At 69.0% G+C, this 24,250-nt stretch carries 28 protein-coding genes; 19 read left to right on the top strand and 9 right to left on the bottom strand.

Annotated features, from left to right (window positions below):
* Nucleotides 1–52 precede the first annotated feature (52 nt).
* On the top strand, nt 53–2,995 hold the full coding sequence (locus J7E87_RS28415; RefSeq protein WP_215097408.1) for a HAMP domain-containing protein: 2,943 nt from the start codon (nt 53–55) through the stop codon (nt 2,993–2,995).
* A gap of 18 nt (nt 2,996–3,013) precedes the next feature.
* On the opposite strand, the gene J7E87_RS28420 is transcribed toward J7E87_RS28415, so the two are convergent.
* Together J7E87_RS28420 and J7E87_RS28425 are read right to left on the bottom strand one after the other, a co-directional pair.
* Nucleotides 3,014–5,281, bottom strand: a complete 2,268-nt coding sequence (locus J7E87_RS28420; RefSeq protein WP_215097409.1) for a SpoIIE family protein phosphatase — start codon at nt 5,279–5,281, stop codon at nt 3,014–3,016.
* Between the two features lie 43 nt (nt 5,282–5,324).
* Nucleotides 5,325–6,374, bottom strand: coding sequence for a PHP domain-containing protein (locus J7E87_RS28425; RefSeq protein WP_215097410.1), 1,050 nt, complete (start codon nt 6,372–6,374; stop codon nt 5,325–5,327).
* Nucleotides 6,375–6,500: 126 nt separating this feature from the next.
* Here J7E87_RS28425 and J7E87_RS28430 point away from each other — a divergent pair, with 126 nt between their 5' ends.
* From J7E87_RS28430 to J7E87_RS28475, 10 genes are all read left to right on the top strand, one after another.
* Nucleotides 6,501–6,806 (top strand): gas vesicle protein, encoded by a 306-nt coding sequence (locus tag J7E87_RS28430; RefSeq protein ID WP_215097411.1) that lies wholly within the window; start codon nt 6,501–6,503, stop codon nt 6,804–6,806.
* A 46-nt stretch (nt 6,807–6,852) separates the two neighbouring features.
* Entirely contained in the window at nt 6,853–7,275 is a 423-nt protein-coding gene (locus J7E87_RS28435; RefSeq protein ID WP_215097412.1) for a gas vesicle structural protein GvpA, read from the top strand.
* Nucleotides 7,272–7,988, top strand: coding sequence for a GvpL/GvpF family gas vesicle protein (locus tag J7E87_RS28440; protein WP_215097413.1), 717 nt, complete (start codon nt 7,272–7,274; stop codon nt 7,986–7,988). Before J7E87_RS28435 ends, J7E87_RS28440 begins: the two co-directional genes overlap by 4 nt.
* Nucleotides 7,989–7,991: 3 nt before the next feature.
* On the top strand, nt 7,992–8,237 hold the full coding sequence (locus tag J7E87_RS28445) for a gas vesicle protein GvpG (RefSeq protein ID WP_215097414.1): 246 nt from the start codon (nt 7,992–7,994) through the stop codon (nt 8,235–8,237).
* On the top strand, nt 8,234–8,632 hold the full coding sequence (locus J7E87_RS28450) for a gas vesicle protein (protein WP_251018134.1): 399 nt from the start codon (nt 8,234–8,236) through the stop codon (nt 8,630–8,632). Before J7E87_RS28445 ends, J7E87_RS28450 begins: the two co-directional genes overlap by 4 nt.
* Entirely contained in the window at nt 8,629–9,390 is a 762-nt protein-coding gene (locus tag J7E87_RS28455; RefSeq protein ID WP_215097415.1) for a GvpL/GvpF family gas vesicle protein, read from the top strand. Before J7E87_RS28450 ends, J7E87_RS28455 begins: the two co-directional genes overlap by 4 nt.
* Nucleotides 9,387–9,590, top strand: coding sequence for a gas vesicle protein (locus J7E87_RS28460; protein WP_215097416.1), 204 nt, complete (start codon nt 9,387–9,389; stop codon nt 9,588–9,590). Before J7E87_RS28455 ends, J7E87_RS28460 begins: the two co-directional genes overlap by 4 nt.
* Nucleotides 9,587–9,871 (top strand): gas vesicle protein K, encoded by a 285-nt coding sequence (locus tag J7E87_RS28465; RefSeq protein ID WP_215097417.1) that lies wholly within the window; start codon nt 9,587–9,589, stop codon nt 9,869–9,871. Before J7E87_RS28460 ends, J7E87_RS28465 begins: the two co-directional genes overlap by 4 nt.
* Nucleotides 9,872–9,979: 108 nt before the next feature.
* Nucleotides 9,980–10,231, top strand: coding sequence for a DUF5133 domain-containing protein (locus J7E87_RS28470; protein ID WP_215097418.1), 252 nt, complete (start codon nt 9,980–9,982; stop codon nt 10,229–10,231).
* Between the two features lie 59 nt (nt 10,232–10,290).
* Nucleotides 10,291–11,532 (top strand): aromatic acid exporter family protein, encoded by a 1,242-nt coding sequence (locus J7E87_RS28475; RefSeq protein ID WP_215097419.1) that lies wholly within the window; start codon nt 10,291–10,293, stop codon nt 11,530–11,532.
* A 65-nt stretch (nt 11,533–11,597) separates the two neighbouring features.
* On the opposite strand, the gene J7E87_RS28480 is transcribed toward J7E87_RS28475, so the two are convergent.
* Together J7E87_RS28480 and J7E87_RS28485 are read right to left on the bottom strand one after the other, a co-directional pair.
* On the bottom strand, nt 11,598–12,302 hold the full coding sequence (locus J7E87_RS28480) for an ANTAR domain-containing response regulator (protein WP_215097420.1): 705 nt from the start codon (nt 12,300–12,302) through the stop codon (nt 11,598–11,600).
* A 62-nt stretch (nt 12,303–12,364) separates the two neighbouring features.
* Complete coding sequence (locus tag J7E87_RS28485; RefSeq protein ID WP_215097421.1) at nt 12,365–13,156, bottom strand: RNA polymerase sigma factor SigF; 792 nt, start codon at nt 13,154–13,156, stop codon at nt 12,365–12,367.
* Between the two features lie 246 nt (nt 13,157–13,402).
* Between J7E87_RS28485 and J7E87_RS28490 the strand changes: the two genes are divergently transcribed.
* Together J7E87_RS28490 and J7E87_RS28495 are read left to right on the top strand one after the other, a co-directional pair.
* Entirely contained in the window at nt 13,403–13,780 is a 378-nt protein-coding gene (locus tag J7E87_RS28490) for a DUF2795 domain-containing protein (protein ID WP_215097422.1), read from the top strand.
* Between the two features lie 38 nt (nt 13,781–13,818).
* Complete coding sequence (locus J7E87_RS28495) at nt 13,819–13,998, top strand: CsbD family protein (protein ID WP_215097423.1); 180 nt, start codon at nt 13,819–13,821, stop codon at nt 13,996–13,998.
* A 202-nt stretch (nt 13,999–14,200) separates the two neighbouring features.
* On the opposite strand, the gene J7E87_RS28500 is transcribed toward J7E87_RS28495, so the two are convergent.
* The 3 genes from J7E87_RS28500 to J7E87_RS28510 form a co-directional block, all read right to left on the bottom strand.
* On the bottom strand, nt 14,201–15,016 hold the full coding sequence (locus J7E87_RS28500) for a VOC family protein (protein WP_215097424.1): 816 nt from the start codon (nt 15,014–15,016) through the stop codon (nt 14,201–14,203).
* Between the two features lie 124 nt (nt 15,017–15,140).
* Nucleotides 15,141–16,298: a PAS domain-containing protein gene (locus tag J7E87_RS28505; RefSeq protein WP_215097425.1), complete on the bottom strand. Its 1,158-nt coding sequence runs from the start codon at nt 16,296–16,298 to the stop codon at nt 15,141–15,143.
* Between the two features lie 89 nt (nt 16,299–16,387).
* Complete coding sequence (locus tag J7E87_RS28510; protein ID WP_215097426.1) at nt 16,388–16,681, bottom strand: DUF6479 family protein; 294 nt, start codon at nt 16,679–16,681, stop codon at nt 16,388–16,390.
* 205 nt (nt 16,682–16,886) lie between these two features.
* Between J7E87_RS28510 and J7E87_RS28515 the strand changes: the two genes are divergently transcribed.
* The 5 genes from J7E87_RS28515 to J7E87_RS28535 all read left to right on the top strand — a co-directional run bounded on the left by J7E87_RS28515 (nt 16,887) and on the right by J7E87_RS28535 (nt 19,952).
* A complete protein-coding gene (locus J7E87_RS28515; protein WP_215097427.1) occupies nt 16,887–17,138 on the top strand; it encodes a hypothetical protein in 252 nt (83 codons plus the stop codon).
* Between the two features lie 88 nt (nt 17,139–17,226).
* On the top strand, nt 17,227–17,427 hold the full coding sequence (locus tag J7E87_RS28520; RefSeq protein ID WP_215097428.1) for a hypothetical protein: 201 nt from the start codon (nt 17,227–17,229) through the stop codon (nt 17,425–17,427).
* A gap of 164 nt (nt 17,428–17,591) precedes the next feature.
* Nucleotides 17,592–17,987: a hypothetical protein gene (locus J7E87_RS28525; RefSeq protein ID WP_215097429.1), complete on the top strand. Its 396-nt coding sequence runs from the start codon at nt 17,592–17,594 to the stop codon at nt 17,985–17,987.
* A gap of 92 nt (nt 17,988–18,079) precedes the next feature.
* Nucleotides 18,080–19,489 carry an NADP-dependent succinic semialdehyde dehydrogenase gene (locus J7E87_RS28530; protein WP_215097430.1) on the top strand — a complete coding sequence of 470 codons (1,410 nt, stop codon included), beginning with the start codon at nt 18,080–18,082 and terminating at the stop codon, nt 19,487–19,489.
* Nucleotides 19,490–19,568: 79 nt separating this feature from the next.
* A complete protein-coding gene (locus J7E87_RS28535) occupies nt 19,569–19,952 on the top strand; it encodes a VOC family protein (protein ID WP_215097431.1) in 384 nt (127 codons plus the stop codon).
* 37 nt (nt 19,953–19,989) lie between these two features.
* Here the strand turns inward: J7E87_RS28535 and J7E87_RS28540 are convergent, their stop codons facing one another.
* Together J7E87_RS28540 and J7E87_RS28545 are read right to left on the bottom strand one after the other, a co-directional pair.
* The gene (locus J7E87_RS28540) at nt 19,990–21,306 is read right to left on the bottom strand and encodes an LCP family protein (protein ID WP_215097432.1); all 1,317 of its coding nucleotides are present in this window, start codon (nt 21,304–21,306) and stop codon (nt 19,990–19,992) included.
* Between the two features lie 190 nt (nt 21,307–21,496).
* Nucleotides 21,497–23,554 carry a phosphocholine-specific phospholipase C gene (locus J7E87_RS28545; RefSeq protein WP_215097433.1) on the bottom strand — a complete coding sequence of 686 codons (2,058 nt, stop codon included), beginning with the start codon at nt 23,552–23,554 and terminating at the stop codon, nt 21,497–21,499.
* A 456-nt stretch (nt 23,555–24,010) separates the two neighbouring features.
* On the opposite strand from J7E87_RS28545, the gene J7E87_RS28550 reads away from it, so the two are divergent.
* A complete protein-coding gene (locus tag J7E87_RS28550; protein ID WP_215097435.1) occupies nt 24,011–24,235 on the top strand; it encodes a DUF6458 family protein in 225 nt (74 codons plus the stop codon).
* Nucleotides 24,236–24,250: the final 15 nt, after the last annotated feature.

Here is a 24,250-nt window from a genome sequence, read left to right on the forward strand (position 1 = left end):
CCTCCACGTGCGAGAGTGGACGTGTCGTCGGTCGTAGCAGGCGAGGTCAGCGATGGATTCTGCGCACACCTCCGGTGGACGGCTCGGTCGCCCATCGGCGGAATTGAGCGAAGAAGGGCTCCGGAAACTGCTCGCGGGGCTCACGGCAGTACGTGACGGCGACTTCTCCCACCGGCTGCCGGCCGACGAGGCGGAGCTCCTCGGCGAGATCGCGGCTGTCTACAACGGGATGGTCGACCAGTTGTCCCTGGTCACGTCCCAGGTCACCCGGGTCGCGCGCGAAGTCGGCGGCGAAGGACGGCTCGGCGGCCACGCGCGCGTCCCCCAGGTCAGCGGCGTATGGCTGGAGCTCACCACCGGCGTCAACACGATGGCCGACAACCTCACCTCGCAGGTCCGCTCGATCTCCCAGGTCGCCTCCGCGGTCGCGCGGGGCGATCTCGACCAGAAGATCCGCGTCGACGCCCGCGGGGAGATCCTGGAGCTGAAGGAGACCATCAACACGATGGTGGAGCGGCTGTCCACCATGGCGGAGGAGGTCACCCGCGTCTCCCGCGAGGTCGGCACTGAAGGAAACCTGGGTGGTCAGGCGACGGTACGGGGCGTCTCGGGCACCTGGAAGGACCTGACCGACAACGTCAACTCCATGGCGAACAACCTGACCAATCAGGTACGTAACATCGCCGAGGTCACGACGGCCGTCGCGAAAGGTGATCTGACCCGCAAGATCGACGTCGACGCGCGCGGCGAGATTCTCACGCTGAAGACCACCATCAACACCATGGTCGATCAGCTGTCCTCATTCGCCGCCGAGGTCACCAGGGTGGCCCGCGAGGTCGGCAGCGAGGGCCGGCTGGGTGGTCAGGCCGAGGTGGAGGGTGTCTCCGGCACCTGGAAGCGGCTCACCGAGAATGTGAACGAGCTGGCCGGAAACCTGACCCGGCAGGTGCGTGCCATCGCACGGGTGACCAGCGCCGTTGCCGAGGGCGACCTGACCCGCTCCATCACGGTGGAGGCGCCGGGTGAGGTCGGTGACCTCAAGGACAACATCAACGCCATGGTCGAGTCGCTGCGCGCGACTACCCGCGCCAATGAGGAGCAGGACTGGCTCAAGACCAATCTGGCCCGTCTCTCCTCGTCGATGCAGGACAGCCGTAATCTCTCCGCCGTCGCTGAACTGATCATGGATGAGGTGCCGCGCCTGGTGTCCGCGCCCTACGCCGCTTTCTTCCTGGCCCAGGAGACGCCCGACGGGGACGACATCGAGCTCGTGATGATGGCTTCGTACGGTGGGCCCGACGGCCCGGACAAGCCCCCGCGCCGCTTCCGGCTCGGACAGTCGCTGGTCGGCCAGGCGGCACGCAGCAGGCAAACGCTCACCGTCGAGGGTCTGCCGCCCGGATACGCGACCATGTCCTCCGGCATCGGCTCGGCCGAACCCACGACCCTGATCGTGCTGCCGATCGTCGTCGAGGGCCAGGTGCTCGGCGTCATGGAGCTCGCCGCGCTGCGGCCATTCACCGGCATCCACCGGGACTTCCTCGACAGGTTCAGCGAAACGGTCGGCGTCATCGTCAAATCGCTGATCGCCAGCGCCCGTACGGACGAGCTGCTCGAGCAGTCCCAGCGCCTGACGAGCGAACTGAGCACCCGTTCTCTGGAACTCCAGTCGCAGCAGGAGGAGTTGCAGCGTTCCAACGCCGAACTGGAGGAGAAGGCGGCGCTGTTGGTGGAGCGCAACCGGGACATCGAGGGCAAGAACCTGGAGATCGAGGCCGCCCGCCAGGAACTTGAGGCCCGCGCGCTCCAGCTCTCGCGTACGTCGATGTACAAGTCGGAGTTCCTGGCCAACATGAGCCACGAACTGCGCACACCGCTCAACAGCCTGCTGATCCTCGCCCAGCTCCTCGCCCAGAACGCGGAGGGCAACCTGACGGAGAAGCAGGTCGACTACGCCGAAGTCATCCACTCCGCGGGCTCCGACCTGCTTCAGCTGATCAACGAGATTCTCGACCTGTCGAAGGTCGAGGCGGGCAAGATGGACGTCCATACGGAACCGGTCACCTTGTCCCGGCTGCTGGACTACGTGGAGATCACCTTCCGGCCCCTGGCGAGCGAACGCGACCTGCAGTTCCAGGTGGTCAAGGCGCCCAACATGCCGGAAACCGTCGTCACCGACGATGCGCGCCTGCGGCAGGTGCTGCGCAATCTGCTCTCCAACGCCATGAAGTTCACCGAGCACGGACGGGTCGAACTGCGCGTCGAGTACGCCGACGACGATGAGCTGCCGGATTCCCTGCAGGGCGCCCCCGCCCTCGCGTTCAGGGTCTCCGACACCGGGATCGGCATCGACGAACAGCACTTGGAGACGGTCTTCGGAGCGTTTCAGCAGGGGGACCTGGCCAGAGGACGGCGCTACGGCGGTACGGGACTGGGGCTGTCCATCAGCCGTGAAGTGGCCCAACTCCTCGGCGGCGAGATAGGGGTGAGGAGCAGGATCGGTGAGGGGAGCAGCTTCACGCTCTACCTGCCGGTCGGCGGCGCCGACCAACCGGAAAAGCAGATACCGAGCGCCAGGGGGCGGCCGCACGAGGACGGTCACCGCGCGCAGGAGCCGACGCTGACCGGGCGCGTGGCGCTGATCGTGGACGATGACGAGCGGAATGTCTTCGCGCTCACCGCGATCCTGGAGCGCGAGGGCATGCGCGTGCTGCGCGCGGACAACGGCCGTGCCGGAATCGAACTCCTCGCCTCGAACAGCGACGTGGAGCTGATCCTCATGGATGTGATGATGCCCGGCATGGACGGGCTCTCCGCCACCGCCGCCATCAGGGGGATGCCACGCTTCGCCGAGGTCCCGATCATCGCGGTGACAGCCAAGGCTATGCCCGGGGACCGGGCCAGGACGCTGGCCGTCGGAGCCAATGACTACCTCACCAAGCCCGTCGACGCGGACGAGCTGATCGCCAGAATCCACAAGTGGCTGAACGACTGACCGCCACGCACGCAGGCGTCAGGACACCCGCAGGACGACCAGGCTGGTGTCGTCGTCCGTATCGCCGGTGACGGCACTCAGCAGCTGGTCCGCCTGCGCGTCGACGCCGTCGGGCCCCAATCGCTCGGCAGCGCGCCGCAGTACGGCCAGACTCTCGTCCAGCCCCGCGTGCCGGCGCTCGACGAGCCCGTCGGTGTAGAGCAGCAGCGTGTCCCCGGGCAGCAGTTGCGTCATGATCTGCGTGTAGGCGGCACGCGGCTGAGCTCCCAGCAGGATGTTGCGCGGGGCGTCGAGCAGTCGGGCGCGCCCGTCGCGCAGCAGCAGCGGCGGCAGGTGGCCGGCGCTCACCCAGCACAGGGTCCGGTCCGCCGGTTCATAGATGCCGCACACCACCGTCGCGGTCGGAGTGCCGTCCGCGTGCAGCGCGAGGTCGTTCAGCCATTCCATCAGCCGGCCGGGGGAGTTGCCCGTGAAAGCCAGGCCGTGCAGCGCGTTGCGCAGCGAGACCATGCCCGTGGCGGACTCGATGCCATGGCCGGCGATATCGCCCACCGCCAGCAGGATCCGGCCGTCGGGCAGCGGCAGCACGTCGTACCAGTCACCGCCTACGCGGTACTCCTGGGCTGCCGGCCGGTAGCGGGCCGCGACCTGAAGACCAGGCACCCCCTCCAGCGCGGGCCCCTCCCGGACGATCGCGCGCTGGAGCTGGAGTACGACCTGGTGCCGCAGCGCGGACTTCGCCTGGGCGGCGGTCAGCTGGTCGAAGGCGGCGGTGAGCGCGAGTTCGGTGCGGTGCTGCGCGGAGACGTCCTGGTAGACGCCTGTGATGCCGGTGAGGACACCGCCTGTCAGCAACGGCTCGGCGGCGACGCGCACATGGCGCAGCCCACCGTCGTCACGGATCGTCCGCACGACGGTCTGCGCGCCCACCCGGCGCTCGGTCAGAGCGTCGAGCAGGTCATCAAGGTTGCCCGCATCCTCGAGATGGAGTCTTGCCCCCAGCAGCCGCAACGGGATCGGCGCAGCGCCCGGTGGCAGCCCGAAGATCGTGTACGTCTCGTCCGTCCAGCGGGACTCGCCGCTGATCAGGTCGTCCTCGAAGGACCCCAGATTCTCGAGGTGATCGAGGACCCGCATCACAGCCAGGCCGGGATCCGTTGCCCTGTGCCAGAGCACTACGCTGCGGTCCGGCCCGACCGGCAGTACGCGTACATCGAGCAGCGGGTCAGGGCCGTCGGGACGCAGCTCTCCGGGAACCCGGGCGGCACGCTGCGGGGTCGCGCCCGACCGTGCGCTCCGCACCAGACGTACGAGATCGGCGTGGGCGGCCGGGAACACCTGGGCCAGTGGACGCCCCACCGGTCCGTGAACTCCCCCGGAGGACTGCAACGCCGCCGGGTTGAGGTGCTCGACGCGCAGTACGGATGTGCCGGGGTCGGCGCGCACAGTCATGGCCGGATGGGTCAGCAGGTCGAGCCACGGGCCGAGCAACGGCGGCTCGGTGGCCTGCTGGGGAACCACGTCGAGCATCCGGGCCGCGGTGTCCATCAGGCCCGTGAGCGTACGGCGTGCGGTGTCGTCCAGGTCGGCGGGCCCGGGCCAGGCGATCAGGGCGAGGCCTGTGACCGATCCATGGTTCCAGAGCGGCAGGACGGCTCTGGCGGCGCCCGGGACGGGCCCCGGAAGGCGCTCGTCCGGTGGCGGCCCCGAGGGCAGCCAGTCCGGCGCGCCCCCCGCCAGGGCGCGGTGCAGCGCGCCCTTGGTCTCCGGGGGGATCCACTGCCAGTGGGACGCCTCCAGCTCGGAGACGCCCGCGCGTCCTGCCAGCTGCAGGCAGTCGGTCGTCGTGCGTCGCCACAGCCACAGGGCCGCTGCGCCGAACGGGCGCAGGCCGCTGTCCAGCAGCGCCTCGGTGACCTCACCGATCGTCTCGCGGGACTCCGCCGTCGTTTCTGCCCTGCGCCTGTGCCGTATGTCCGCAGGTGTTTCGGTTTCGTCCGGGGCGTGGGCCACCACTGCCCCGGATGCGGCGTTCACGATGTCGGCCGCGAGGTCTTCGGGGCTGATCCCGGCCGAGTCGGCGAGCCGGGCCAGGTGCTCCGCCGCGTCAGGAGGTGGCATGGAGAGCTGGGACACCAGGATTCCGGCGGCCAGATCCAGCAGATGGCGGCTGGCGAGATCACCTCGCAGGGCCGTGACCTCGGTGGTCAGCTCCGCGACCGCGGCACTGAGGTCATCCGTCCCGGCCGGGGGCTCGGGGGGTGGTGCCTGTTCGGGCGTGATCATGACTGCTCCAGCTCGGGGAGGCCGTGCAATCGCGAACCGGATTCTACCCTTGCAAACCGGGCGCGGCAGGATGATCCGGCGCTGAGCGTGATTGTGTCCAGGCGGGCAAATCCGTTGCGCTCCAGGTGTTGATCACCCGCTCGGGGGGCACCTCGCAGGCCTCAGCCCGGGCGCAGCCGAAGATCTGCCAGTCGAGCTGTCCCGGCGCGTGGGCGTCAGTATCGATCGCGAAGAAGACCCCGGCGCTCACCGCGAGGCGAAGCAGCCTCAGTGGCGGGTCCAGCCGCTCGGGCCGGCTGTTGATCTCCACCGCGGTGCCATGAGCGGCACAGGCCGCGAAGACCTCTTCCGCGTCGAACTGCGACTCGGGCCGCCCCCTGCCGGTGACCAGCCGCCCCGTGCAGTGGCCCAGCACATCGGCCAGCGGATTCTGTACGGCTTTGACCATGCGCCGCGTCATATCGGTTGACTTCATCCGAAGTTCGGAGTGGACCGAGACGACGACCAGATCCAACTCGTCGAGCAGCTCGGGTTCCTGGTCGAGCGAACCGTCCGCGAGAATGTCGCACTCGATGCCGGTCAGCAGCCGGAACGGAGCCCACTGCCGGTTCAGCTCCGCCACGACCTCCAGCTGCTCGCGCAGCCGCTCGGCGGACAGGCCGCGTGCGACGGTCAGCCGGGGCGAGTGGTCGGTGAGCACCGCCCACTCGTGCCCCAGCGCGGCCGCTGCGAACCCCATCGCCTCGATGGAACTGCCGCCGTCCGACCAGTCGGAATGCAGATGGCAGTCGCCTCGCAGCAGCTGACGCAGCCGCGTTCCGCCTTCGGTCGGCAAAGGCGGTGCTTCGCTTTCAAGCCGCTGAAGGTATTGCGGCACATCGCCGGCCAGCGCCTCCCGTACGGCTTGGGCCGTTTTCGGGCCGACGCCTTTGACGGCCTCCAGGGTGCCCGCCGCCGCGCGCCGGGCGATCTCGTCGTCGTCCATTTGCGCCAGGGCCGCGGCCGCGGCCCGGAAGGCACGCGCCCGGTAGTTCTCCGCGCCGGCGCGTTCCAGCAGGAACGCGATCCGTTCCAGAGCATCGACGGGGCGCATCTCTTCCCTCCGAACGGTTGGCCGCAGGCCCTTCCACTCTCTCCTGCCGGGCGCCCATCGGCATGCCGAGACATGAGTTGAGGTTTGGAACGGCTCAACGGTGAGACACGCATTGACGAGGTGAGCATGGCCAATTCATCGGAGAACACAGCGAAGAAGAATGAGAGCGCGACGGAGAAGCTGAGCTTGATGGAGGTGGCGCGCCGAGCGCGCGCACAGCTGGCGGAGCTCACCGGGATGGAGCCCGACTCGGTCTCCTCGTTCACGGAGACCGACGACGGCTGGTCGCTGGAGGTCCAGGTGCTGGAACTGCGCCGGATCCCCGACACCACCAGCCTGCTCGCGAGTTACGAGGTGACTCTCGACTCCCAGGGCGAGATGACCGGTTACCGCCGGATTCGTCGCTACGTGCGGAGTCGGGCGGACTCCTGAGGCCCGTCCCGTCCATGACCCACATCACACAAGGAGGCAGCCACCGATGACCGTTGTACCGGCACAGCAGGCCGGAGGATCAGGCGGAAGCAGCAGTCTGTACGACGTCCTGGAACTCGTACTCGACCGAGGAATAGTGATCGACGCGTTCGTGCGCGTCTCGCTCGTAGGCATCGAGATTCTCAAGATCGACGTTCGGGTCGTGGTGGCCAGCGTCGACACCTATCTCCGGTTCGCCGAGGCGTGCAACCGCCTCGACCTGGAGGCGGGCCCCCGCAAGAACCCCGGCCTGCCCGACCTGGTGGGGCAGATGACCGAGTCCGGCGCCCGCGGCAAGTCCAAGGGCGCGCTGTCCGGCGCGGCACAGTCCATCTCGGAGGTGTTCTCGAAGGACCATGACGAGGAGCCCGAATCCAAGCCCCAGAGCAGGCGCACCTCGTCCCGCAGCAGGAAGGAGGAGTCGGAGTGAGTACCTACGTCTACGGCATCGCCAGGAGCACGCACCCGAGCCCTCCGGAGCAGCTGGGCGGAGTCGGCGATCCGCCGCGGCCCGTGCGCGTCCTTCGGCAGGGCCGGCTCATGGCCCTGGTCAGCGACGCGCCCGAAGCCCTGCGGCCCAAACGGCGCGACCTCCTCGCGCATCAGCATGTCCTTCGCGAGGCGGGGGCGGAGGGCACCGTACTTCCCCTGCGCTTCGGCGGCCTCTCGCCCGACGACGAGACACTGGCAACCGTCCTCGCCGAGCGCGAGGACCACTACCTGGAGCGGCTTCAGGCCCTCGACGGCAAGTCCGAGTACAACGTGAAGGCGTCCCACGACGAGCAGTTGGTACTGCGCCGGGTGCTCGCGGACGACCCCGCGCTGCGGGCCATGGCCGAGGCGAGCCGGTCCCGCGGCGAAACTTCGCACGAGGGGAAGCTGGAGCTCGGCGAGCGGATCGCGAACGCCGTGCGAGTGCGCGAGGCACAGGACGCCGACCTGGTCAGGGTGGCGCTCAACGGCGCGGCCGAGGAAGTCAGCGCCGGTCCGCAGAGCCCCGGGTGGCTGACGAACCTCTCATTCCTCGTGGACCGCGAACAGAGCGCGGGGTTCGTGAACGCCGTCGAAGCCGTACGTGAGGAACAGCCGCACCTCGTGCTGACCGTGACCGGGCCCCTTCCGCCGTACAGCTTCGTGGAGTGACTCATGGGCCTGCTGGGAGAGTTGCTGCTCCTGCCCGCAGCCCCTGTGCGCGGCGCCGCTTGGGTGCTGCGCCAGGTGGCTGAGGAGGCGGAGCGGCAGTACTACGACCCGTCGGTCGTCCAGGCCGAACTCGCGCGCCTCTCCGATCGGTTCGACGCGGGGGAGATCGACGAGGACGAATTCGACCGCCGCGAGGACGAACTCCTCGACCGGCTGGAAACCATTCAGAACAGAAAGCAGACGCAATGAGCAACCGGCAACTCGAAGGGGTCGCCGGCGGCCTGCCCAGTTCGTACGGCGCTTCGGAGAGTGCGAATCTCGCCGACATCCTCGAGCGCGTGCTCGACAAGGGGATTGTCATCGCCGGCGACATTCGCATCAATCTCCTGGACATCGAACTCCTGACGATCAAACTCCGCCTTGTCATCGCTTCCGTGGACAAGGCGAAGGAGATGGGAATCGACTGGTGGGAGGACGATCCCGCCCTCTCCTGCCGCGCCCGTCGCGGTGAACTGGCGGACGGTCGCGGTGAACTGGCCGACGGCGGCGGTGAACTGGCGGAGGAGAACGAGCGATTGCAGCGCCGCATCGCCGAACTGGAATCGGTCCTCCAGACAGGGGACGAACGCAGGGATCCCGCATGAACCAGCTGCGCTACGTGTACGCGGTCACCCGCCCCTTCGACGGGGCGCTGCCCGAAGACCTCCGCGGCATCGCAGGCGAGCCACCGCGCCTGCTGAGCCACGGTGACCTCGTCGCGGTCGTGTCCTCGGTGTCCGCCGACGACTTCGGCGAGATCCCGCTCCGGGCCCGTCTGGAGGACCTCGACTGGCTGACCGGGACCGCCCGCGCCCACCAGGGCGTGGTCGCGGCTCTCACCTCGATCACCTGCCCGCTGCCGCTCCGGCTTGCCACCGTCTGCCGGGACGACAGTGGGGTGCGCCGGCTGCTCGACACGGGGCGCGAGCGGTTCGTACGCACCCTGGAGCGGCTCGACGGGCGCGTCGAATGGGGTGTGAAGGTGTACGCGGAGACACCCGCGCCCGAGGCGGACACCCCCGCGGAGTCCGCATCCACCGGGCGCGACTATCTGCGTCGGCGCCTGAGCGAGCGCCGATCCCGCGAGGGAACCTGGGAGCTGGCCGACGCGGTGTCGCGGCGCCTGCACGAGGAACTCTCCCGGCGGGCCGAGGCCGGAATGCTGCACCGGCCGCAGCAGGCCCAACTCTCCAAAGCGCCCGGCCAAAACGTCCTCAACGCCGCCTATCTCGTCCCGCGCGAGGACAGCACAGCCTTCATCGAGTGCGTGGAGGGGCTGCGTCCCGACCAGCCGGGCCTGCGGGTCGAACTGACCGGCCCCTGGGCGCCGTACTCCTTCGCGGGTGAGGAGAGCGACCGATGACGGTCACCAGGCCGACACCCCTTGCCCAGCGCGAGATCGCGCTGGTCGATCTGCTCGACCGGCTGCTCGCCGGCGGCGTAGTGATCACCGGGAACCTCACGCTGCGGATAGCGGACGTCGATCTCGTACGGATCGACCTCAATGCCCTCATCAGCTCCGTCGGCTCCGGGGTCCCGTCGCTGTGGGAGGAGTCCCCGTGAGCGCCCCGCGCAGGCTGGACCTGGACCCCGACACCGTCGAACGCGACCTTGCGAAGCTGGTCCTGACCGTGGTGGAACTGCTCCGCCAGCTCATGGAGCGCCAGGCGCTGCGCCGGGTCGACGAAGGGGACCTGAGCGAGGACCAGGAAGAACGGATCGGACTGACCCTGATGCTGCTCGAAGACCGTATGGAAGAACTGCGGGACAAATTCGGGCTGGAGCCGGGGGACCTCAACATCGACCTCGGGCCGTTGGGACCGCTGCTCCCCAGGGCCGAGTGAGGCCGATGTTACTGAACGTAATCATACGGATGGCGGACGTGACCGCCGCGGATCAGAATGAGTGCCGGCCCGACTGCCAACCGGTGGTCCCACTCCGGGAGGGCACTGATGTTGATGCCTGACGCAGATGTGATCGCTGGGGTGATGGCCCGCTACCGGGCCCAGGAACGCCTCGTTCTGGCCGCCCCGCACGACCCGCTCGCCCGAAGGCGCTTCGAGGACACCGCCTATACGTTGTGTGTGCTGATGGGCGAGCGCACAGCCCGTGAAGCGATGCTTGCGGCGCAACGCTACCTCGGTCGCGTACGGCCGAGCCCGCAGTGCGCCGAGGGCCGCAGCGGCACCTCCAGGCGGCGCTGACCCGGGCGCGCTCACAGCCAGGCAGGTCTGTCCTGCTGACGAGCGGGAAGGACCAACGGGTGCGTGATGTTCGCGAATCAGTAAGAGCGACGCTGGCCGAGCTCGGCCGCCTGCGCAAGGAGCCCGCCGTCGCCCAGACGGTGCGTTCCACCGCGGCCGCGACCATCTCCTATGTCGTCGCCCTTCAGCTGAGCAGCGAACCGGCACCACTCACCGCCCCCCTGACCGCCCTGCTCGTCGTCCAGGTCACCCTCTACGCCACGCTCACCACCGGCGTCCGGCGCGTGAACTCCGTCGTCACCGGTGTGGTGCTCGCCATCGGCTTCAGCGCGCTCGTGGGACTCACCTGGTGGAGCCTCGGCCTGATCATCCTGGCTTCCCTGATCGTGGGCCGGATCGTCCGCGTGAGCGAGTTCGTTCCGGAGGTCGCGATCAGCGCGATGCTGGTCCTCGGAGTGACCCGGGTGGGGGATACCGCCTGGGACCGGGTCCTGGAGACGCTGATCGGCGCCGTGGTCGGCCTGTTGTTCAACTTCCTGTTCGTGCCCCCGGTCTGGGTCCACACGGCCGGCGATTCCATCCAGGAGCTGGGCCGGCGTATGCGCCAACTGCTGCTGGGCCTCGGCGAAGAACTGCGCAAACCCACCCCTGTGGAGCGCGCCGCCGCCCATCTGCACGAGGCGCGTCGTCTCGACAACGACATCGCTGACGTGGACGCGGCGCTCCGGCAGGCGGAGGACAGCCTCCGTTTCAATCCGCGGGTCAAGGAAGGACTGCTGCACCGCGTCGTCCTGCGCACCGGGCTCGACACCCTCGAGATCTGCGCGGTCGTCCTGCGCGTACTGGCCAGGACATTCACCGATCTCGCCAAGGAACGCGAAGAGGAACGGCTCTTCCCGGACGAGGTGGCCGTCGCCATCGAGGAACTGCTCGCCCATGTGGCGGACACCCTCGTCAGCTTCGCGGTCCTGGTCACCACACAGGTGAGGGAGAGCGCCGACGCGGCCGAATCCCGGCTGGCCGGGGAGCTCGCCGCAGCCGCCGCCAAGCGCGAGGAGGTGGCGCATATGTTGCTCCGGGACATTCAGCGGCGCCCTCGCCAGTGGCAGTTGCAAGGCGCGCTGCTCGCCGAGATCGACCGGATGCTGGACGAGCTGGACACGGAGCATCGCTCCAGGCGACTGATGGAGGAGTTGGACCGTGTCACCCGTGAGCACCATGAACGCTACCCCCGGCTGGCAGCGATCCTTCAGTGGTATCGACGGGTACGCCGCAAGCGCCGTCGCCCGGCCGCCCGCTGAGTCCGCCCGCTGAGTCCGCGCGCGCCGGCCCTGTGCCGTGCCGCGAGCCCGCCTCCCGCCCGGCGCTACGGGGGCGGGGCCAGCCGGGGCAGTTCCTTCTCGAGGCCGTGCCCCATGTTGCGTACGACGGTCTCGGCGACCTCCGCCAGCTTGCGGTTGCTGCTCTGTGAGAGACGACGGAGCGTCCCGAAGGCCTGAGCGGCGTCGCACCCCATGACATGCATCAGAATGCCGCTCGCCTGGTCTATGACCGGGCGCGAGCGCAGCGCGGCCTCCAGCTGGTCCACCTCGGCGAGAGCGGCCCGGTAGTAGTGGTCGCGCACCAGCCGCTCCGCGAAATGTTCGCCGAGGATGTAGACGGGCTGGTGGGAGACCTGGGTGAACGCACCGGGCTGGAAGCTGTACAGGCTCAAGGTCACCTCGAGCTCGCTCCGGGTGAACGGCATCGTCACGCTGGACCGGATGCCTGAATCGAGGGCGACAGCGCGGTAGTCGGGCCAGCGGTCCTCGGTCAGCAGGTCTTGAGCACTCACGGGCTCGCCCGCGTCCAGTGCGCTCGGCGTAGGCCCCTCGCCCGAGGTCATCTCCACTGACAGCAGTGCTGTCAGGTCGGGATGCGTGGCCGTCGAGCGACGGTCGGAGCTGCCGTTCGCGACGGTGGCTACGGCACCGCAGCACGCGTTCGCGAACTGCATCGCCTGTTCGGTGAATTTCGACAGCTCACGAGCGGTTGAGGCGGAGTCGGCGGTGAATTCCGGTGCGGACGGCATGGCGTGGTTCCTCCTTCCGGGGTGCGGCTGCCCGTCCTGTTTGCCGGGAAACCCCCGCCCCGCTACGCGGCGTCCTGCATGACCTGTTCTCGCAGGTTGTCGCAGCAGCGGCTGATCAGCCGCGACACGTGCATCTGCGATATGCCGAGGCTCCTGGCGATGCTGCTCTGCGTCATGTCGCGGAAGAATCGCAGGTAGAGGATGTGCTGCTCGCGTTCGGGCAGTCGGCTCAGCCCTGGCTTGACCGCTTCCCGGTCGACGACAACGTCGAGCGCCGGGTCGGCGGTGCCGAGCGTGTCGCGCAGCGCGTAACCGTCGTCCGAGCCGGGCAGCTCGGCGTCGAGGGAGAGCGCGGTAAAGCTGTCGAGCGCGTCCAGCCCCGCCCGCACCTCCTCCTCCGTCATGCCGGTGTGCTCCCCGATCTCGGCGTTGGTGGGGGCGCGGCCGGGGATCGTCTGGGAGAGGTCCTGGCGGGCGAACCGGACCCGGTTTCGCAGGTCCTGGACCCGGCGGGGCACATGGAGGGTCCACATGTGATCCCGGAAGTGGCGCTTGACCTCGCCCACCACGGTCGGCACGGCGTAGCTCTCAAATGCGTTGCCGCGGGCGGGGTCGTAGCCGTCGACGGCCTTCACCAGGCCGAGAGCCGCGACCTGCTTGAGGTCTTCGATGTTCTCTCCCCGGTTGCGGAAGCGGCCGGCGAGCCGATCTGCCATGGGCAGCCAGGCACAGATGACTTCCTGACGGACCTGGTCACGCTCGGGCCCGTCGGGCAGAGCGGCCATCCTGCGGAAGGCGCTCGCGGTGTCGGGGGCATCGGAGTGCGGGTGCTTGGAGGGTGCGTAGGTGCGCATGATGCTCGGAGCTCCCTGAGTGGTCTGTTTCGCCTGTGGGGCTTGCACTCACCGTGGGAGACCGAGCGGGCAGGGCACGCCCGGAGCCTTCGGCTCCCACGGGCGTGCCTCCTGTCCGAAGCACACGGCGCATCTGCCCGCCTCCGCGCCACGGAAACATGCGCACTCGCTCGAAATGCCTCGCTTCGCCGTGTTACGTGTGGCAGATCGGGTACGCGACCAGTCCCCAGCCTCCAGGAGGGAAACATGCAGCGAGGCAGCGACCGTCTCAGCGCCCGCAGGGACGAAGAGATGAAGCATGAACTGCAGGGGCTGCTCCGGTCAGGACACCCCACCCGGGTAGAGGAGTGGCACGACCCCGAGCCCCCCGCGGACGACGACCCGGATGTCGCCCTGCGGCCGGTGCCCACTCGCGGCTCACTCCGGCCCGAGGATGAAATGGGTACCGAGCTGGCCAGGTACCTGAGCCGGACAGCATTCCCCGCCCCGCCACGGGAGCTGTTGGCGGACTTGAAGCGCCACCACGCCCCCGACCGACTCGTCGATCTGGTCAGCGAGCTGCCGGCGCAGGGGAAGTACCGCAGTGCTCATGAGGTGGTTATGGCTCTGACCAGGCAGCAGTAGCCGACGCCCCGGCGGCGGTGGTTGAAAGGAAGAAGGGCATGGGCAGCGCGAAGGAAACCTTCAAGGCCAAGGCCAGGCAGCTCAAGGGCAAGATGACCGAAGCCAATGGCATAGCCCTGGACAATGACCGGATGCGGGCCGAGGGCCGCGCCGAGCAGATGCGGGGCAAGGCTCAGGAGAGGGCCGCCAAGCAGGCCAGGAAGTCGTCCGGCCGGTAACGGCGCGCGGCATCCCGGTCGGCTCGCCTCTCGCTGGGATGAGCGGCTGGGCGGCGCCCGGTGCTGCCGCGCGCCGCCCCGCCGGATTGGCGGAATTCAGGCGCTGCCGCGCGGCAAGGCCGGAAGGCAACACACGACAACCACCGACGACCACAGACATCCACCGACGAACACAGACGACCACAGGCGACTACTGAGGCCGTTAGCCCCTGGTGGTGACGGTGAACATCGCGCCCTCGGAGTCGCGCAGCGTCGCCTCCGACCCATGGTCCGTGGAGCGACGGGCCAGCACCTCGCCGCCGTTGTGCCGCGCCGCCTGGACGGTCGTCTCCACATCGGCGACCGGGAAGTAGACATGCCAGCGCGGCAGGATCATGGGGTCCGGAGCAGCTTCCGCCGCGCCGGAGCTCAGACGTGCGACCATCTGCCCCTCGTGGCGCAGCACGACCTCGTCCTCTTCGTAGTCGACCTGGCAGCAGCCTGTCTTGTCGGACGCCCAGTCGAAGACTTCTCCGTAGAAGATCGCGGCTTCGAAGGCGTTCCGGGTTCGCAGGTGCACCCACGCGGGCGCGCTCTTGCGCCAGGTCAGCCAGTCGGGGATGAGTTCTCCCTCCCAGATGCCGAAGACCGCGCCGTCCCGGTCCGCCGCCAGCGCGGCGCGGCCCACTGACAGGTTGAGCGGCCCCACTGCGACCGTGGCGCTGCGCTCCCGGATACGCGCCGCTGTCTCATCCGCGTTGGCGACCGCGAAGTACGGAGTCCAGCCGCCCGGGGCCTGCAGGGCGGCGTCGACCACACCGATACCGGCGACCGGCGCGCCGTCGGACAGGGCGAGGCTGAACTCGGTGCCCTCGGCGCCAAGTCTTGCCCGCCGAAACCGCCACCCGAGGACCGCGCCGTAGAAATCCTGCGCGTCCCGCATGTTGCGCGCCATCAGAGTGATCCAGCACGGGGCGCCGAACACCTCATGGCTCGATGTCACACCTGCGGACGATACCGCCGCTGATTTCTTGTCCATCTCACTCAGTGTCCCGATCGAAGGAGAGCATCACTGGGCAGAAACACCCGACACGCGCCGCCTCACCCCCAGCGCCATCCTCCCCCTGGGCAGCCCTGCCCGCGAGCCCATGCGGATCCCGGAGTCAGCCGGGTCTTCGCATCGCCAGGGCGACATGGTGGGAGAGAACATCGATGACACGGGCCTCGGCCAGGGAGAAGGCGAGTCTCGTGCCGGTCCGGAAGAGCGTCAGTACGCCGAGTACGGGGTCGCCGTCCCGGGGGCCGCGCAGCGGCAAACAGAGCAGGGACGTCACCTCGGCCTGGAGGAGGACCGAGGTGCCGGTGTCGTCGCGGCCGAAGCATTCGGGGTCATCCGGCCGTACCTGGAGCGCCACCGACCCGCTGCGCGCGGTCTCCACCACCAGGGGGCAGTCCGCCGGGTCCTGATCCGTGATCTTCTTCAGCAGCGCGTGGGCCCCGGCACTTCCGGCTCCGGCGGGGCCGAGCACCGTCGTGCGTCTGGGCGGGCCGTCCGCGAACAGGTCGGCGATCACCCAGTCCGCGAACCGGCCGTCCAGCACCGGGGCGGCCGTCGCGAGGGTGCCCTCCGGGTCCGCGACCGGCCCGCTCAGCAGAGCGGTGGTCATGCTGTCGAGGAGGTCCATCAGCTCGGCATGCCTGGTCGCTTCGGCCAGGTCGGGCAACTGCCGGTGCGATCCGGCCGCCGAGCCGCCCTTCCGCCGGGTGCGGACGGCGTCGCTCTGGAACACCACCAGGATCGCCGGGTGTGGTTCGTTCGGCGTACGGAGAGCGGCGAGGGTGGCCAGCAGGGGCTCGCCGGGCCGCTGTTGAAGGTGCACCCGCAGGCTGCGGTCGCCCTCTCCGCGTGCCACCGCCGCCACCTGCGACCGCAGGGCCGCCCGGTCGCCCGGGCGCAGCACGCCCGTCAGCGGCCGGCCCGCAGCATGGCCGGCGCGGACACCGGTCAGTTCTGTCGCGGCCGGATTCATGCGCCTCACCACCGTGTCACCGCCGATCAGGGCCACGGGCACCGGCAGCAGCTGGAATACGGCCTTGAGCAGCTGCTCCTCCGCCCGGTCCCCGGAGGCTTTGCCCGGGCCCTGCGCCGCCAGCCGCTCGTACCTCGGCAGAAGATTCTCGGCGACGTGCTGGAGTTCGAACAGAGCCGCGTCAAGAAGGGTGTGCTGCTCCTGCAACGGCAGACCACGCGCCGCCCTCAGTTCCCCCACGCGTCTGACGAAATCCGCAAGGTCCTCACCAAACTCATCCGTCTGCGTCATGAATGAAAGCTAACCGACACACGGCTCACCCGATGGACCGGGCCCACAGCATCCGGCGCAGGGGGTCAGCTCTCGCGTCCGCCGCTGTTTCAGGCCCCGCCGCGGCCGCCTCCGCCGTCGTCATCGTGTGACGGCAGGTTCTCGCGGGCGGGCCTGGAACCCAGGTTTCCGTACCCGTGGAATTCGTGCGGGCCAAGACGTTCGCCCTCCGCCCCGAAATCGTCGGGCTCGCGGGTTTCGTCGATGTGCGGGCGGTGCTTGGGGCGGCGAGGCTGTTCGTCCACACTCGGCGGCTGGGCGCGCTTCCTGCGACTGTCCCACCAGACCAGCCAGATCAGCACCACGACCAGCCCGATCCCGACGACATACATGGTTGTCCACATCAGGTCCTCCTCTGTAGGTCCTCCCCGGTTCGCTGACTCAACGCGTACCCCCCTCATCCCGATTAGTCATGTCCGTTCATCCATGTGATCGGGCGCGGCCCGCGCCAGTGCGCACTTCCCGCCTGCCGGGTCGCCGGACAGCCGGGCATCGGGTTGATTTCCGCCAGGCAGGGCACCCGTACTCATCGCGGAAGAGGAGGACCTCATGACTGGCCACCGGCCGAAAGACCAATCCGACAACGACACCCCAGTGCCCCGGGACCCGCCCGATCAGCAGCAGTCGCAGGAGGGCGGCGACCCGCTCGACGCACATGGCCCCGACGAGTTCGCCGAGCAGGCGAACGAGCCCGACCAGAGCATCCCCGACATGGACGAGACGGGGGCCGGCCGGCGCGGTGCGCCCCGCAGTGGCGGCGTACACCCCGAACAGCCGGTCCCGGACGAACCGTCCGGCTGAAGCCCGGTCGCACACCGACGATCAGCGGGGGAGTCTTGTGGTGACACCCCTGCGAGACCCAAGAGCGCAGGTCTGCTGGAGGAAGCGAATGGGTGTGCTCGAACCGATCCGCCGATGGCCCCTGAACCGGCAGCTCACCGGCTCCGACCCGCTTGGCCGCGGCCGGGCCGTCGTCTCGGCCGGCACGGAGGCTCTGCGCCCGCGCACCGGGACCGCTGACCGGGTCGTGCAGTGCGTCTGCCCCTCGCCCGCCCTCTCCGCGATGACCGGGCGCAAGGCACGCCGATGAAGCGCCGCGGCGAGCAACTGATGGTGCCCCTGGAGCTCTCGATGGCTCGGCCTGCACACGTTTCGGGGTCTTCGCGGCAGGCATCGCCTCCGCCGGGAACCCTCGGTACACCGTCGGCCCCCGGCGGGCGCCCATGAACAGCGTTCGGAGAGGCAGGAACCAGGGTGAACAGCACACAGGAGCACACAACGCCGGTCGAGGTGACGCTCAGCGGTTGCTCGAGGGAGGACGCCGACACCGTCTTTCGTGTACTGGGACGGTCATTCGCCTCGGACCGGGCTGAGGATGACGTTCCCCAGTACACGCCCCACCCGCATCTGAGCGTGTGGACCGCGACCTTCGACGTGGAGCCCTCACACGCTCCGCACAAGCCCGCGCCCGACCCGGACAAGCCCGCGCGGCTCTCCGCCGCCGTCCAGGTCGGAGTGCAGGGCGGCTACTGGGCGGTGGACCGGACGAGGGACGCACTCGCCGCCGCGTTCGAGGTGACCGAAGAGGGCATGGCGGCCGGCGATCAGGAGAAGGACGTCCAGCTGCGGCTGGAGAGCGGAGGCCGGTAGCTGCAGCCGCCGGATTTCGGGCTCCGTTCCGCGTTGCGGGACCCTCCGTACCGCGCGAATGTCGAAGGACCGAGTTCGAGGAGGACAGTCCCATGCCCATCGCCACCGTGAATCCGGCAACCGGTGAGACGCTCAAGACATTCGATGCGCTGGGAGCTCAGGAGATCGACCGGCGGCTCGCGCTCGCGGCGACCGCCTTCTCTCGCTACCGCACCACGGATTTCGCCCGGCGGGCGGACCTGCTGAACCGGGCCGCACAGCTGCTGGACGAGGACCGGGAGGGCATCGCGAGGATCATGACCACCGAGATGGGCAAGCCGATCGCCGCAGCTCGTGCGGAGGCGGCGAAGTGCGCCAAGGCGATGCGCTGGTACGCGGCACACGCCGAGAGCCTCCTCGCCGACGAGCACCCTTCCGCCGCCGATGTGAAGGATTCCGGTGCCTCCCGGGCGATCGTCCGCTACCGCCCGCTCGGCGTCGTCCTCGCCGTGATGCCGTGGAACTTCCCGCTCTGGCAGGTCGTACGCTTCGCCGCCCCGGCCCTGATGGCCGGCAACGTCGGTCTGCTCAAGCACGCCTCGAACGTGCCGCAGACGGCTCTCTACCTGGAGGAGCTCTTCCGGCGCGCGGGGTTCGAGGAGGGCTGCTTCCAGACGCTGCTCGTGGGATCGGGCGCGGTCGAGAAGATCCTGCGTGACCGCAGGGTTGCCGCCGCGACCCTGACCGGCAGCGAGCCGGCCGGCCGTTCCGTCGCCGCCATCGCGGGCGACGAGGTGAAGAAGACCGTGCTGGAGCTCGGCGGCAGCGACCCCTTCGTCGTGATGCCTTCCGCCGACATCGCACGGGCGGCCGGTACGGCGGTGACCGCCCGGGTGCAGAACAACGGCCAGTCCTGCATCGCCGCCAAGCGGTTCATCGTCCATGCCGACGTCTACGACGACTTCTGCGAGCGCTTCACCGCGCGGATGGAACAGCTGACCGTCGGCGACCCGATGCAGGAGTCCACCGATGTCGGCCCGCTCGCCAGCGAACAGGGCCGCGCGGACGTCGAGGTGCTCGTCGAGGACGCCCTGCGCCGCGGCGCGACGGCACGGTGCGGAGGCCGGCGCCCGGAGAAGCCGGCCCAGGGCTGGTACTACGAGCCCACCGTCCTCGAAGGCATCACCCCCGACATGCGCATCCACCACGAGGAGGCGTTCGGCCCGGTCGCCACGGTCTACCGGGTGGCCGACCTCGACGAGGCGGTGGCCGTCGCCAACGACACGCCCTTCGGGCTCAGTTCCAATGTGTGGACGCGCGACGACGAGGAGACCGAGCGGTTCATCCGCGGCATCGAGGCGGGCGGTGTCTTCTTCAACGGGATGACGGCCTCCCACCCGGCAATGCCCTTCGGCGGGGTCAAGCGCTCCGGTTACGGCAGGGAGCTGTCGGGCCACGGCATCCGCGAATTCTGCAACGTGACCACGGTGTGGCACGGCGCCGAGCCCGACGACTCGCGCTAGTCGCGCCAGTCGCGCCGCGACCGGTCCCGGGTGCCGCAGGCCGGCGCATCGGCGATGTCCCGATGGAAGGAATGCGGTCATGCTCGCAAACAGCAAGGCCTTCAGCGGCTTCGCGGTCAACGATCTGCAGAAGGCGAAGGAGTTCTACGGCCAGACGCTCGGCCTGCGGGTCTCGGAAGAGACCGACGCGACCGGCGGCATGCTGACGCTGCATCTCGCGGGCGGCGCAGACATCCTCCTCTACCCCAAGCCGAACCATGTCGCGGCGTCCTTCACCGTGCTCAACTTCCCGGTTCCGGACATCGACGAGGCCGTGAGTGAACTGGCCCGGCGCGGGGTGACCTTCGAGCGGTACGCCGGTTTCGACCAGGACGAGAAGGGCGTCTTCCGTGCGGAGGGCCCGCCCATCGCATGGTTCACGGACCCGGCCGGCAATACCCTCGCCGTGCTCCAGATGACCTGAAAGACCGGCCGCCGGGCGCAAGCGCACGGCACTTGGGTCACCCGGCGGGCTCGTCCGGAGTCGTACACCGCAGTCGGTCGCCGTGGACAGGGGCCCCCTCCACGCTGCTTCGGTCATGGACGACCTTGACGACGGCGGTGGCCTCGGACCCGACCGCGATGTCGAAGACCTGGCCATGACCCGCGACCGGTTGCAGGCGGGCGCCGGGGAGCGCGGCTGCGATCGTGGGCGCGTGGCGGGCCCGGGCCGGGTCGTAGGTGATGACGGTCGGACCCGCGGGGCCTGGCTCGTCGGGCTTGCGCGGGACGTACTCCACGACGAAGCCGTTCGCCCGCAGGGCGCTCGCGACCTCCTGGTCCGTGACCCGGAGGTGGAGCGAGGCGGGCGCAATCTCGACCGGGACGTCCATGCTGGGGCGGATCCCGCGGTCGCCGACGATCGGCCGGTCCGCACGCAGGGCGGCCCACAGGGCGGCGGAGCGGTCCTTGTCCCAGAGCAGCGTGGAGCCCCACTGCGGTACGCGGTGATCGAATTCCGAGATAGGCACGGTCGCGAACTCCGTCTGATCCGCCGCCAGCCCGCGCAGACGCGAACCCAGCTTCATCAGGTCCGCGAGGTTGGTGTCCGGGTCCGTGCGTACTGAGGTGCGCAGCTTGAGGGCGGTGCGAACTGCGGCGACCGGGTTGGCGAAGGCTCCCTCAGCTCGCAGCCGGGACAGCATCTCGATGAGCAGACGCTGTTGACGGCGCACCCGGCCCAGGTCGCCGGGTGGCGAGAGGTGCCGGGCGCGAACGTAACGCAGGGCGTGGATTCCGTTCAGCCGGTGTGCTCCCGCGGCCAGGTCCAGCCCGGAACCCGGGTCTTGCAGGGACTTGTCCGTACACACCTTCGCTCCACCGAGGCGGTCCACGGTGTCCGCGAAGCCGGTGAAGTCCGTCTCCAGATAGTGATCGATACGCAGCCCGGTCGCTTTCTCCACCGTACGTACCGTGAGATCACCGCCGCCGTGCGCAAATGCGCCATTGATTTTCCCGAAATGCCGCGCATGTGCGTGATCGGCGAACTCCACATAGGAATCCCGGGGAATGGAGACCACACTCATCCGACGGCCGTCCTCGGCGATATGAACGACCATCATCACGTCCGTGCAATCACAGCCTTTGCCGCCGACGTGCAGTCGCTTCTTGTCTTGGGCGGACAAGCCCGTACGACTGTCGATTCCGACGACGAGGACATTGGTGCCATTGGCCTCACCGGCGGCAGGCGAGCTGGAGGCGGACCGGTCGGCCGCCCAGAGGGAACCGCCCGAGGCGAGCGAGGCGATGAGAACAGCCGTGACAGTGAAACTGCGCACAGAGCACTCCTGAGATGTCGGATTTCAACTGTCCGACGGAATCACGGAATGAGCGTCAGGGCGCGTATTTGACGGCGAATCCCCGGCCAGGTGTCGGTCGATCGGCGGCTCCCGGACGCCATTCGGAGCAGGCGAGGGGGCCGCCCGCGGCAGTGCGGACGGCCCCCTCGGACGGCAGCCGGTCAGTGGGTCAGCCGGTGATGATCGCCGGGTCGCTCACACCCGGCTGTCCGTTCTCGACGTGCCCGGCGAACCGTCGCAGGAACGTCTTGTTCGAGTCGGACACCACGCTCAGGTCGTACCAGCGCTTGCTGCCGCGCAGATCCACCGTGTGCACGACGCGTCCGCCCGCGCGCACCGTGAACGTCTGCGTCGTCCCGCTGTAGGCGTTCGTCACCGTGAGGTGGCAATCGGCGCGGCCCGCATTCGTCATGGTCAGCTCGACGCGGCCGATGGAAGCGATGTGGCGGGCTGTCACCTCGGGGCCCGGGGTTGTGCCCGGGCCCTTGAAGGTGCGCAGGAAGCCGTTCGGGCCGTATACCGACAGGTCGTACACGCCCTTGGAGTAGGCCGTGTTCCAGGTGTCGGAGAGGGTCTTGCCGGCTGCTGCGGTGTACGTCCACGGCCCGTCCGTACGGTTCGCCGACGTGACCAGGAAGTGCGCTCCCGCTCTCGCGCCACCGCTGAAGGTGAGGGTGAAGCGCCCGGTCGAGGCCGTCTGGGCCCCGTCCACCAGCGGTGCGTACCGCAGCGGGCGGGCCGGCCTCGAACCCCTCTCCTGCTTGGGCAGCACGGGGTTGGCCGGCGGCTTCGGTACATAGCTGGGGTGCCGCTCGGTGTCCGGCGGCTCGTACCCGTCGGTGTCCGGGAGCGCGGCCGGCGTGGTGTTCTTGAGGCCGAAGTCGAACGCGGACGTCAGGTCGCCGCAGATTGCGCGCCGCCACGGCGAGATGTTCGGCTCGCTCACGCCGAAGCGGTTCTCCATGAACCGGACTATCGAGGTGTGGTCGAAGACCTCCGAGCAGACGAAGCCGCCCGTGCTCCAGGGGGAGACGACGAGCATGGGCACGCGCTGCCCCAGACCGTATGCTCCGGCGGCGTAGCCGCTGTTGCCGCCGAAGTAGTCGAGCGTGGTGTCCACGCTCGACAGGCCCTGGGCGGCCGAGGTCGGCGGATACGGCGGAACGATGTGGTCGAAGTAGCCGTCGTTCTCGTCGTAGGTGATGAAGAGCGCGGTCTTGCTCCACACCTCGGGGTTGGAGGTGAGCGCGTCCAGCACCTGGGAGATGTACCAGGCGCCGTAGTTCGCGGGGAAGTTGGGGTGCTCGGAGAAGGCCTCGGGGGCGGCGATATAGGAGATCTGCGGCAGCTGCCCCGCCTTCACATCGGCCTTGAGGATGTCGAAGAAGCCGTCGCCGGCCTTCGCGTCGGTCCCGGTGCGTGCCCTGTCGTAGAGCGGATCGCCAGGCTTTGAGTTGCGGTACTTGTCGAAGTAGAGCAGCGAGTTGTCGCCGTAGTTACCGCGGTAGGCGTCTTCGATCCAGCCCCAGTGCCCTGCCGCGTCCAGACCGTCGCCGATGTCCTGGTAGATCTTCCAGGAGACCCCCGCCTGCTCAAGACGCTCGGGGTAGGTGGTCCAGTCGTACCCGGCCTCCTCGTTGCCGAGTACGGGCCCGCGGCCCTTGCCGTCGTTGCCGGTGTGGCCCGACCACATGTAGTAGCGGTTGGGGTCGGTGGCTCCGATGAACGAGCAGTGGTAGGCGTCGCACACGGTGAACGCATCGGCGAGCGCATAGTGGAACGGAATGTCCTGGCGGGTCAGGTATGCCATCGCCCCCGCGGTCTTGGCGGGAATCCACTGGTCGTACTTGCCCTGATTGAAGGCCTGGTGGCCGCCGGCCCAGTCGTGGTTGAGGCCCTCGATGAACTGCATGCCGAGGTTCTCGGCGTCCGGGTGGTAGGGCAGCACGTCCTTGCCGCCGTCCTGCTGGTGCCAGACCGACTTCCCGCTGTCCAGCGTCACCGGGCGCGGGTCGCCGAATCCTCGTACGCCCTTCAACGCGCCGAAGTAGTGGTCGAAGGAACGGTTCTCCTGCATCAGCACGACGATGTGCTCGACGTCCTTGATGGTGCCGGAGCGTCGGCTGGCGGGGATGGCGGCGGCACGGTCGATGCTGCTTGACAGTGCCGCGAATCCCGCGGTCGCGCCTGCGATCTGAAGGAATCGGCGCCGATTGAGTTCAGACATGAGTGTGGAGTCCTCTTTGCTGTGAGGAAACAGGAGTGAGCGGAGTTTCCTAGAGGAACGAGTGCAAGGGAAGGGGTGGTGACGCCGGTGTGAAGGGGCGAGGTACTCACCGAGAACACCCTGGAGAGGCCGCGTGCCGGCCCGGTCGCGGTCTAGGGCCCCTGAGCCCCGCAAACGGGTCGGGGCCCCTGGATACGGCCTGGTCCCGGGCGGGGGTGCCCGTGGCCGGCCGGCCACGGGCAGGTCAGGCCCGCAGACACGGCCCGTCCGGGCAGGGGGTGCCCTGGCCGACCGCGCGCAGGCGGGCCGGGGCCGTGGATACGGCCTGTCCGGGCAGGGGCGCCCCTGGTCGCCATCCAGGTCAGACCCGCTCCGCAGGCATGGCCGGTCCGGACAGGGGTACCCGGACGCGGTCAGTGAACATCACGCACGGAACACGCAGGGAAGGGGAGAGGCATGGGCTTGGGAGGATGCATCATCCTGATCGCGGTCGGGGCGATCCTCACATTCGCCACCGACTGGGAGGTGAAGGGCGCCAACCTCGACGTCATCGGCCTGATCCTGATGGCCGTGGGCATCATCGGCGTCGCCACCTTCGCCAGCATCGCCAGGCGCCGGCGCGTGGTCGTGCCGCCGTCGGCCCCGGTGGTCGGCGAGGAGCGGGACCGCCCCCTCTACTAGGGCCTGTATCGAAAG

The sequence above is a fragment of the Streptomyces sp. ISL-1 genome, from assembly GCF_018614585.1.
Taxonomy (GTDB): Bacteria; Actinomycetota; Actinomycetes; order Streptomycetales; family Streptomycetaceae; genus Streptomyces; species Streptomyces maoxianensis.